Annotated in this window: 10 protein-coding genes; 4 read left to right on the plus strand and 6 right to left on the minus strand. The window is 62.7% G+C overall.

Annotation, left to right across the window (positions count from 1 at the left end; all coding sequences use genetic code 11):
• Positions 1 to 41: 41 nt before the first annotated feature.
• Entirely contained in the window at positions 42 to 992 is a 951-nt protein-coding gene (locus tag QME24_RS07205; RefSeq protein ID WP_280091362.1) for a DMT family transporter, read from the minus strand.
• Between the two features lie 84 nt (positions 993 to 1,076).
• Here QME24_RS07205 and QME24_RS07210 point away from each other — a divergent pair, with 84 nt between their 5' ends.
• Positions 1,077 to 1,640, plus strand: coding sequence for an XRE family transcriptional regulator (locus QME24_RS07210; RefSeq protein WP_054906208.1), 564 nt, complete (start codon positions 1,077 to 1,079; stop codon positions 1,638 to 1,640).
• Between the two features lie 78 nt (positions 1,641 to 1,718).
• Here the strand turns inward: QME24_RS07210 and QME24_RS07215 are convergent, their stop codons facing one another.
• On the minus strand, positions 1,719 to 2,273 hold the full coding sequence (locus QME24_RS07215; RefSeq protein ID WP_054906207.1) for a cysteine hydrolase family protein: 555 nt from the start codon (positions 2,271 to 2,273) through the stop codon (positions 1,719 to 1,721).
• A gap of 82 nt (positions 2,274 to 2,355) precedes the next feature.
• On the opposite strand from QME24_RS07215, the gene QME24_RS07220 reads away from it, so the two are divergent.
• Entirely contained in the window at positions 2,356 to 3,339 is a 984-nt protein-coding gene (locus QME24_RS07220; protein ID WP_054906206.1) for a helix-turn-helix domain-containing protein, read from the plus strand.
• A 90-nt stretch (positions 3,340 to 3,429) separates the two neighbouring features.
• Positions 3,430 to 3,810, plus strand: a complete 381-nt coding sequence (locus QME24_RS07225) for an antibiotic biosynthesis monooxygenase (protein ID WP_054906205.1) — start codon at positions 3,430 to 3,432, stop codon at positions 3,808 to 3,810.
• Here the strand turns inward: QME24_RS07225 and QME24_RS07230 are convergent.
• Both QME24_RS07230 and QME24_RS07235 read right to left on the minus strand, forming a co-directional pair.
• Positions 3,789 to 4,559, minus strand: coding sequence for an alpha/beta hydrolase (locus QME24_RS07230; RefSeq protein ID WP_054906204.1), 771 nt, complete (start codon positions 4,557 to 4,559; stop codon positions 3,789 to 3,791). The two genes, QME24_RS07225 and QME24_RS07230, sit on opposite strands and share 22 nt — an antisense overlap.
• Complete coding sequence (locus QME24_RS07235) at positions 4,543 to 5,655, minus strand: DUF3182 family protein (protein WP_192439886.1); 1,113 nt, start codon at positions 5,653 to 5,655, stop codon at positions 4,543 to 4,545. The genes QME24_RS07230 and QME24_RS07235 overlap by 17 nt, the downstream gene beginning before the upstream one ends.
• 186 nt (positions 5,656 to 5,841) lie before the next feature.
• Here QME24_RS07235 and QME24_RS07240 point away from each other — a divergent pair, with 186 nt between their 5' ends.
• Entirely contained in the window at positions 5,842 to 7,650 is a 1,809-nt protein-coding gene (locus QME24_RS07240) for an aminopeptidase P family protein (RefSeq protein WP_054906202.1), read from the plus strand.
• 39 nt (positions 7,651 to 7,689) lie between these two features.
• Here the strand turns inward: QME24_RS07240 and QME24_RS07245 are convergent, their stop codons facing one another.
• Both QME24_RS07245 and rhtA read right to left on the minus strand, forming a co-directional pair.
• Positions 7,690 to 7,971: a hypothetical protein gene (locus QME24_RS07245; RefSeq protein WP_009684158.1), complete on the minus strand. Its 282-nt coding sequence runs from the start codon at positions 7,969 to 7,971 to the stop codon at positions 7,690 to 7,692.
• Between the two features lie 189 nt (positions 7,972 to 8,160).
• A complete protein-coding gene (gene rhtA / locus QME24_RS07250) occupies positions 8,161 to 9,048 on the minus strand; it encodes a threonine/homoserine exporter RhtA (RefSeq protein ID WP_054906201.1) in 888 nt (295 codons plus the stop codon).
• Positions 9,049 to 9,497 lie beyond the last annotated feature (449 nt).

Consider the following 9,497-nt stretch of genomic DNA (forward strand, 5'->3'; position numbering starts at 1 on the left):
TTATAACAGTTTTTTACAAAGCATAGCTGCAGTTGGCTGCTTCACAGCCCTGCCTGCCGCTCACCCGGTACCCCTTGGCCGTCCACAGCGGCGCCTTCGCTGCGCCGCCGTACCTTGAGTTCGCTGACTACCACCGCGATCACGATCAGCAGGCCGCCCAGCAGCGCCACGCCGGGGAGCCGTTCGCCGGCGATACGCCCGACGATACCAGCCCACACCGGTTCACCAGCATAAATAAGCGTTGCCCGGGTGGGCGAGACCGACTTCTGCGCCCAGTTCATCGCCACCTGGATTACCGCACTCATCGCGCCCAGGCCGATAGCGCTGACCAGCAGCAGCCAGGAAAAGTCGGGGATGCGCTCCTGGGTCGGGACGATCATCAAAAACGCCAACACCGACGCGGTCGCCAACTGGACGACGGTGACCCGACGCACATCGACCTGGCCGGCGTAGCGGCTGATCAGGATGATCTCGCCAGCGATCGCCACAGCGCTGACCAGGGTCACCATTTCGCCTTCGCTGAAATGCAGGCTGCCGCCTTCCGGGCCGGCCAGCAGCATCAGGCCGGCGAACGCCAGGCAAATGCCGATGCTGGGCATCAGGCCTGGCCGGCGGCCAAGTACCAGACACTGCAACAGGGGCACGAACGGCACATACAGCGCAGTGATGAACGCCGACTGGCTGCTACTGATGGTTTGCAGGCCCATGGTCTGCAAACCATAGCCGAGCATGATCGTGACACCGATCAGCATGCCGGCCTTGAGCTCGGTGAAGGTCAGCCCAGGCAGCGCCCGCGCTGAGACCACGCCCACGAACAACGCCGCTGCCGCAAAGCGCAGGCCGACGAAGAACATCGGGCCGCTGACACTCATCACGTTATGGACAAGCAGAAAGGTGCCGCCCCACAACATGGTAATGAACACCAGCACGACTTCGGCCTTGCTCAGGCGAAAGGTAACGGTGGGGGTCGGCTTGCTGCTGGGCTGGATCATGGTCTTGCACACTCGGCGTCAGGCGGCGCACAATCGCCGCAAAGTGGGCAGTATACTGCGCAATACACAACGGTGAGCAATATAGTGCACAAAGAATCCGCGCACCGTGCTTCGGTGCTGCAACACGTCAGCCTAAATGTTCGCAGCCTGCGCAATGCCGCTGGTATGAGCCAGGCGGTGCTGGCTGAACGCTCGGGGGTCAGCCGGCGCATGCTGGTGGCCATCGAGGCGGGGGAAAAGAATGTCAGCCTGACCACCCTGGATTTGATCGCCGAGGCGTTGGGGGTGGCCTTCAGTACGCTGATCCAGGCGCCGGACCTGCGTGATCCAGGGCGTATCGAAGAGCTGGCCTGGGCGGGCGAGCACCCCCAGAGCCGGGCGGTTTTGCTGGGCACCAGCGCGGCGCGGCGCGAGGTCGAGCTGTGGGAGTGGACGCTGGCGCCGGGCGAGCGTTATGCCAGCGAGGCCGATGCCGAGGGTTGGAGTGAGCAGATCTATGTGTGCGCAGGGCAACTTACCCTGATCATCGAGGGGATAGAACATCGCCTGCAGGTGGGGCAGTTCCAGGTATTTCCCAGCAATTGCCAGTACGCCTACCGGAACGATGGCACTGTGCCGGTGCGGTTTGTGCGTAATGTGGTGATCTGAGGCCCCGCAGGTTCGTCGCCCCGTGGTGGTTTGCAAGCGATCTGCCGGCGGGATGGGGCGCAAAGCGCCCCGAGCACCTCAAGCCTGTTCGGCCACCATTTCGCTCGTCTTCACGACTTTGGCGTAGGCAAAGGCCAACGCTGCCATGGTCGCATCCTGTACCTGGGCCGCTGGCACCTGCTTGCCGTCGAACGTCAGTGCCAGGGTCGCGCAGGCATCGTGCACCACGGTCACTTCAAAGCCCAGGTCGGCGGCTGCCCGGGTAGCGGCATCAATGCACATGTGGCTCATGCTGCCAACGATGGTCACGGCTTCGATGCCATGCGTTCGGAGCGTTTGTTCAAGGCCAGTTTCGAGAAAGGCGTTGACCTTGTGCTTGAGTATCACCGGCTCGCCTGCAGCCGGCTGGACCTTGCTGTAGAAGGCGGCGCCCGGCGAACCCGGGGCAAAGAATGGCGCATCGGCGCTGGTGAACTCATGCCGCACGTGCACCACCAAGTCGCCGCGCGTGCGGGCCGCGGCCAGCACGCGGGCCGCGTTTTCGGCCGCTGCCTCAGCCCCATCGAGGGGCCACTTGCCGCCTGGGAAGTAGTCGTTCTGGATGTCGATGATGATCAGCGCGTGCTTGTTCATGCTGCCTCCTGTGGCAGTAGTCGTGGGTTGGCGTTAGTTATAGGCTGTGGGGCCCGACCTGAGGATTGGCGTGAACGACACTATGCGGGTGAAAACTGACAACACGGCCAGGCTGGACATCGGCTTGCTGCTTTACCCTGGGGTACAGCAGGCTGCCCTGTATGGCCTGCGCGACCTCTTTACCGTGGCCAATCGGGTCGCAGCCGAACTGGGTGCTGTCGCGTTGCCGCAGGTGCGCATCAGCTTCTGGCAGGCCGACGTCGCAGGTCACTTGCAGCTGGCCCCTGGCAGCCCGGCTGTCGACTTGGCAGGTGTGCGTGTCCTGATCATCCCGCCAAGCCTGGAATCGACCCCGCATGGCGACCTGCTGGAACAGCATCGGCCGTCCCTGTGCCTGTTGCACGGGCGTGGCGCGGTGCTGGCGTCGGTGTGTATCGGCGTGTTTTTCATCGCCGCCAGTGGCTTGCTGGATGGTCGCCCGGCCTGTACCCACTGGAACTACGTGCAGGCGCTGGCGCAGCGGTTCCCCAACGTGCGCGTGCAGACCCAGCAGCCGGTACTGGACGACGGCGACATTGTCACCTCGGCGGGGTTGATGGCCTGGACCGACCTGGGGCTGCGGCTGCTCGAACGTTTTCTGGGGGCGACGGTAGCGCGGGAAACTGCCCGCTATCTGGCAGTCGAACCTGTCACCGCGGCATTGCCCGGGGCGTTGTTCAACCCTCGGCTGGACCATGGCGACGAAGCCATCCTGAAAGTGCAGCATTGGCTGCAGGGCAGTGACGGGCAGCATGCAGACCTGGCTGCAATGGCGGCCTGCGCGGGGTTGGAAGCGCGCACGTTCCTGCGGCGTTTTCGAGCCGCCACCGGGTTGCGCCCCACCGAATACTGCCAGCAGGTGCGCGTAGGGCGCGCGTGCCGGTTGCTGGAGTTCACCCGGCGCAATGTCGAGCAGATCGCCTGGGGGGTTGGCTATCAGGATCCGGGGGCGTTTCGCAAAGTCTTTCAGCGCATCACCGGGTTGACGCCGAGTGAGTACCGGCGACGCTTTGCGGTAACGGCGTAGCGCGTGCACAAACCGCTTGACCTTGACTTAACTTGAGGTTTTACCCTGCTCGGCATCGCGCTGCATGCGCCCGTAGCCAGGAGACTGTCGATGTCGGCAAAGCCTCAAGCCCTGTGGTTCACCCAGATGATCGAATATGAAGTGCCGAGCCCGTGCCAGCAGGCGTTGGCTCAAGCGCTGGTGGTGCGCAGCGAAGTGTTGGCAGCGCGCTGTGAAGGCCTGCAAGGCGTCAGCATTCAGGCAAGCGACGATGGCAGCCGGGTGCTGCAGTACCTGCAATGGCAGTCACGCCAGGCCTGGTCGGCGGCGGCCGAGTATTTCAACGAGGAACCCTTCCTCGAGCTGTTGCGCCGGCACCAGGCACGGGGTGTCAATTTTGCGGCCTACCAGACCTTGCGCAGCCTGGTGCGCAGCGCCGATGGCGGCCTGCATTGCCAGGTAGGTGAGGGTCAGGCGTACCACGGTGCGTAGTGTGGGTAGCGGTCCAGGCGGGCACCGATGACCATTTCGCTGATCCATGCCGCCAGCATCGAGCTGTAGGCTTTCTGGCTTTCTTCACTGGATAACGCGTGGTCGGCGCCGTCGACCATGCGGTGGGTCAGTGAGTGGGCGCTGACGAATGCCGAGCGGTAGCTCATCAAGGTGCTGTGCGGGACATAGTCGTCCTGTTCGGACTCCACCAGCAGCACATCACCGACGAACTCGGCGCAGGCGGCCAGGGCGCGGTTGTCGGCCGGCCCCAGGGGGCGCTGGCGGTAGGCGTTCAAGCGCTGACGATCAAGGGCTTGCTTGGGGCTGTCCCATTCTTCGTCCCAGTACATGGCCGGCACCCGCAGGGCCAGCCATTTCACCGGGCGTTCGCGGGTCAGCAAGGTGGCCAGGTAGCCGCCATAGCTGCTGCCGATGATGGCGATGGCGTTGCTGTCGACCGCCGGGTGGCTGATCAGGCGGTCGTAAGCCACCAGCAGGTCTTGCAGGTTCTGCTCACGGGTAACGGTCAGGCGCTGGCTTTGGGTTTTTTCATGACCGCGCAGGTCGAAGGTCATGCATACGCAGCCCAGGCCGGTGATGTGTCGGGCGCGAGCCAGGTCACGTTGCTGGCTGCCACCCCAGCCGTGGACGAAGAGAATACCTGGCATCTTGCTGCCAGGGCTGACCAAGGTCCCGGCGATGCGGTCGTTCTCGACCTGCAGTTCGACGGTTTCACTCTGAATGGCCATGCTCGCGAATCCGCGCAAATTTGCTGAGTTGTCCGAGTTCACTGTCGTTTCCTTGGTAGAAAAGGGTGGCATCCGCGGGCAGGTCGGCGCTGCCGAACACTTCATGGGTGGACGCACGTACCTGCTGCAGTGCCGGGTCGTCGGCAAATGCCTGCAGGGCCAGCAGCTCGGCGCTGCTGGCACCGCCCAGGCGCCAGGATTGTTCGAGTACCCCGCTGCATGGCTGGCCGGAGGCAGTGGTGCCGCGGGCGATATCGTAGTTGCGCCGCGACGCCACAAAGCCCGGAAAATGCCGTTCGGCAGCCTGTTCGTAGACCATGGCCTGGTTCACGGCCAGCCGCAGGTGGTCTTCAAGGGGGCGTTGCAACAGGGCCTGATAGTCGCCACGGACTACGATCAGGTCAGATCCCCCGTACACCTCGCAGCCCTGATGGTCACGGGTGAGTTGCTGGGTGCCATGGTAGCTGCAGGTCAGGCCGGCCACCCTGACCTGACCAACGCTGAAGGTCTGCACTTGGCTCAGGTCTTCTTCCAGCACCAGTCCCCATACCGCCAACTGCTGGTCGTCCATACCGTTCAACAAAGGGGTCAGCTGATCCAGTTCTGTGATCACCTGTTGCCCGCGGCCTGCGCTGGCCCGTACTGGCTTGACCCGCACAGGGCCAGCGCGCAACAGCAAGGCTGCAGCATGGCGGGCATCGGGTTTGCTGAACACCGTAAAACCGCGCAGCAAGGCGCCGCCGGCCTGGCGGGCGAAGCCATCGGTCCAGCCCTCAGGGCCGGAGGCTCCCGCAGGCAGCGGGTGGGAAATGGCTTTGGTGGCCATGTAGGGGCAGGGTACCAAGCCGCCGAATAGATCGGACTCACTGACAATGCCCAGGCTGGCAGCCTGCTCGGTGTCGGTCAGGGTTTCGGTCGGGATGCAATAGTAGTTGTCGGTGGCGACAGGCAGCCGCGTGGGCTGCACATGGGGGCAGCCCAGCAAGCGTCCCAGGCCCTCGGCGAGCTTCAGGTGCACGGCCCGCTCATGCTCGGGTGTATGTTCCCGAGTGTCGAGCAGCACGACTGCAGTTTTAGCGGGGCAGGCACTGGGCATGGTCTGCTGCCTGTGTGCGGCGAATGTACAGTGTGTGAAGCCGTGACCCTGGGGAAGTTCAGCACTACTTGATCGGCGGTCCTTGTGTAGGACGGTTCCGGTTCGCGCCTGGGCGATTGCAGGGCTTTGGCGCCTGCTCCATTATCCGCCTATTGGATCAACCGTGATGTAGCCGCAGGAGAGTGCATGAACGTGCAGACCCCCTTTGAACACAGCGTGCCACAGCGCCTGATGCGTCTGCGCCAGGCCATGGCGGCAAGGCACGTCGATGCCTTGCTGGTGCCTTCATCCGACCCGCATCTCTCCGAATACCTGCCCGGCTATTGGCAAGGGCGCCAGTGGCTGTCGGGGTTTCATGGCTCGGTGGGTACACTGGTGGTGACCTCGGCGTTTGCCGGGCTATGGGTCGATAGCCGCTACTGGGAACAGGCCGAGCATGAATTGGCCGGCAGTGGCATCGAGCTGATGAAGCTGTCGCCGGGCAAGCCTGGCGCGCTGGAGTGGCTGGGAGAGCACGCTGAGCCCAACGGCACCGTGGCAGTCGACGGTGCCGTCATGGCATTGGCCTCGGCGCGGCAATTGGCAGAGCGCCTGAAGGCGCGCGGGGCGCGGCTGGTAACCGACCAGGACCTGCTGGGGGAGGTGTGGGACGGGCGCCCGGGGCTGCCTGGCAATCCGGTCTATCAGCATTTGCAGCCGCACGCCACGACGAGCCGGGCGCAAAAGCTCGCGCAGTTGCGCCAGGCCATGCAGGCCAAGGGGGCCGACTGGCACTTCATTGCTACCCTCGATGACATCGCCTGGCTGTTCAATCTGCGCGGTAGCGACGTCTCATACAACCCGGTGTTTCTGGCCTTCGCCTTGATCAGCCAGCAGCAGGCCATGCTGTTCGTTGGCCAAGGCAAGGTGGATGCGCACCTGCGCCAGGTACTGGCGAGCGACGGTGTTGAAGTGCGCGACTACAGCGAAGCAGGGCAGGCGCTGGCTGCCGTGGCGGCAGGCAGCCGGCTGCTGGTGGACCCGGCACGCGTCACCTGCAGCCTGTTAGCCAACTTGCCGGTGGGTGTGGAGCTGGTCGAGGGGCTGAACCCCACCACCCTGAGCAAGGCCTGCAAGGGTGACGCTGATCTCCCCTACATCCGTCAGGTCATGGAGGAAGACGGGGCGGCATTGTGCGAATTCTTCGCCTGGCTGGAAGCCAACCTTGGTCGAGAGGTCGTCACCGAGCTGACTGTGGACGAGCAATTGAGTGCTGCACGTGCACGGCGGGCGAATTTCGTGTCGCTGAGCTTTTCGACCATTGCAGCCTTCAATGCCAATGGTGCGATGCCGCATTACCGCGCCACCGAGCAGTCGCATGCACGCATCGAAGGCAACGGGCTGTTGCTGATCGATTCGGGTGGGCAGTACCTGGGGGGGACTACTGACATCACTCGCATGGTGCCGGTGGGTGTTCCCAGCCACGCGCAGAAGGAAGACTGTACCCGCGTGCTCAAAGGCATGATCGCCCTGTCGCGGGCCACGTTTCCCCGTGGCATCCTGTCGCCCCTGCTCGATGCCATTGCGCGCGCGCCGATCTGGGCTGACCAGGTCGACTACGGGCATGGGACCGGGCACGGGGTGGGCTATTTCCTCAATGTGCATGAGGGGCCGCAAGTGATTGCCTACCAGGCGGCACCGGCGCCCCATACGGCCATGCAGGCGGGCATGATCAGCTCGATCGAGCCGGGCACCTACAGGCCTGGGCAATGGGGGGTACGCATCGAGAATCTGGTGGTCAACCGCGAAGCAGGCACGAGCGCCTTCGGTGACTTCCTGAACTTCGAGACCTTGACGCTGTGCCCGATCGACACCCGCTGCCTCCTGCCCGAACGACTGACCCAATGCGAACTGGAGTGGCTCAATGGCTATCATGCCCACGTGCGCGAGCGTTTGGCCCCGTTGTTGAAAGGGGAGGCGCTTGGCTGGCTCGAAGCGCGCACCGCGCCGCTGTAAAGCGCGGCAAAGAGGGCAGCCGATGCGCTGCCCTTGCTGCTATTTGCAGATGACGATCATGCTGCGGCTGGTGTAGCCCGCTGGGTTGATGCCGAACAAATAGTCACCGTCTTCTTCGTCGCTGTCACCAGACCGTGCGACCACCCGGTAACCGCGGGTGCTGCAAGCGCTTGCAGCCTTGCTGTAACACTTGTCCCACGAGGATGAAAGGCCGGAGCAATTGATATGCAGGCCCTTTTTGCCCTTCTTGACCTCGGTCTTGGCCGTGGCGGCACATCCAGCAATAGCCAAGATGGCCAGGATGAGAAAAATACGTTTCATTCCTGTCCTTATATGCAGGGCGAATCCGATGTCAGACCCTGTCGTTATCGCTTCGGTTCTTCCTGAGTTTCCTCAGCGCCAATGTTCGCTTCAGTAGAACGCGTGAAGATCGTGATGCTGTGACAGCTTAATCAGCGGGGCCGATCGCGACAATCATTAATACGGTCTCAAATGAAAATATTTCTCATATCAGTCAGCGGCGATCGGTGGGCTGGTGTCTTTTCGCATCGACAGCGTGGTGCCCACAGAGGCCGCAATGATCGCCAGGATCGCCAGCCATTGGGTGACTGTCAGAACTTCGCCAAGGAACAAAAGGCCCGACAGCGCCCCGAATGCAGGCTCGATGCTCATGAGGGTGCCGAAAGTGCGCGCCGGAATGCGCGTCAGGGCAACCATCTCCAGGCTGTAGGGCAGGGCGGTGGACAGCACTGCAACGGCGAGCGCTACGGGAATCAGCGCCGGGGTGAGCAGTGCGCTGCCGGCATGGGCGATGCCGATAGGTGCAACGAACAGGGCGGCTACCACAACGCCCAGGGCGGCACTCTGGATGCCGTGCTCGGCGCCGGCGCGTTGCCCGAACAGGATATACAGTGCCCAGCAAACACCCGCCCCCAGGGCATAGGCTGCGCCCACGGGGTCAAGTGCTTGCCCGCCATGGCCGGCCGGCAGCAAGAGCAGCAAGCCAACAATGGCCAATGCGATCCAAAGAAAGTCGGTGGGTCGACGCGAGGACAGCAGCGCCACGGCTAGCGGACCGGTGAACTCAAGGGCCACGGCAATGCCGATGGGCACCGTTTGCAGTGCCATATAAAAGAGGAAATTCATGCCGCCCAGGGCCATGCCATAGATGATGACGTTGCGCAGGGTTTTGGCGGTCAGGCGAACCCGCCAGGGGCGCAGTATCAGCAGCATGATGATGCTGGCGAAGATTAGCCGCAGGGTGGTGGTGCCTTGTGCGCCAACGATGGGGAACATGCTTTTGGCCAAGGAAGCGCCTGACTGGATCGATGCCATGGCAATCAGCAGCAAGCCTATCGGGAAGAGGGTGGCGGCCAGGCTGCGGGGCTGGGTGTTCATTTAAGGGCGGCATTCCTTGGAGGGGGTGGGGTGAGCAATATAGTGCGCAATTAGCAGGGTAGTGGGCAATGCCCTGCAGAGTTTTGTAGCGCTGGCGAGCGTGCAGGGCAGGGTGCAGGCCGAGCACGCTGTTGCTCGGCTGCAGGGATTCTGCGGAAAACCTAAATTATTGAAATTAAAGGTTGACCTACAAAAAAGCCGCCCTATAATGCGCACCATTCCAACGCGGTAGCAGGCACTGCCAGCCACTGTGTTGTGTCAAGTGTTTGAAGCTAAACGAGTTTCTCGCAAAAAACTTCAAAATAAACGCTTGACAGCAAATGAGGAAAGCGTAAAATGCGCGCCTCGGTTGAGACGAAGCAATCTTAACCAACCGCTCTTTAACAAATAGAATCAAGCAATTCGTGTGGGTGCTTGTGAGTACGGACTGATAGTCAAAAAGATTATCA

This window comes from Pseudomonas sp. PARCl1, from assembly GCF_947311875.1.
Lineage (GTDB): Bacteria > Pseudomonadota > Gammaproteobacteria > Pseudomonadales > Pseudomonadaceae > Aquipseudomonas > Aquipseudomonas juntendi.

What these genes read in the sequence shown, in the direction of transcription:
- QME24_RS07230 (WP_054906204.1), bottom strand. Translation starts at nt 4,559, where the DNA reads ATGGCCATTCAGAGTGAAACCGTCGAACTGCAGGTCGAGAACGACCGC.
- QME24_RS07240 (WP_054906202.1), top strand. Translation starts at nt 5,842, where the DNA reads ATGAACGTGCAGACCCCCTTTGAACACAGCGTGCCACAGCGCCTGATG.
- QME24_RS07205 (WP_280091362.1), bottom strand. Translation starts at nt 992, where the DNA reads ATGATCCAGCCCAGCAGCAAGCCGACCCCCACCGTTACCTTTCGCCTG.
- QME24_RS07220 (WP_054906206.1), top strand. Translation starts at nt 2,356, where the DNA reads ATGCGGGTGAAAACTGACAACACGGCCAGGCTGGACATCGGCTTGCTG.
- QME24_RS07225 (WP_054906205.1), top strand. Translation starts at nt 3,430, where the DNA reads ATGTCGGCAAAGCCTCAAGCCCTGTGGTTCACCCAGATGATCGAATAT.
- QME24_RS07215 (WP_054906207.1), bottom strand. Translation starts at nt 2,273, where the DNA reads ATGAACAAGCACGCGCTGATCATCATCGACATCCAGAACGACTACTTC.
- QME24_RS07235 (WP_192439886.1), bottom strand. Translation starts at nt 5,655, where the DNA reads ATGCCCAGTGCCTGCCCCGCTAAAACTGCAGTCGTGCTGCTCGACACT.
- QME24_RS07245 (WP_009684158.1), bottom strand. Translation starts at nt 7,971, where the DNA reads ATGAAACGTATTTTTCTCATCCTGGCCATCTTGGCTATTGCTGGATGT.
- rhtA (WP_054906201.1), bottom strand. Translation starts at nt 9,048, where the DNA reads ATGAACACCCAGCCCCGCAGCCTGGCCGCCACCCTCTTCCCGATAGGC.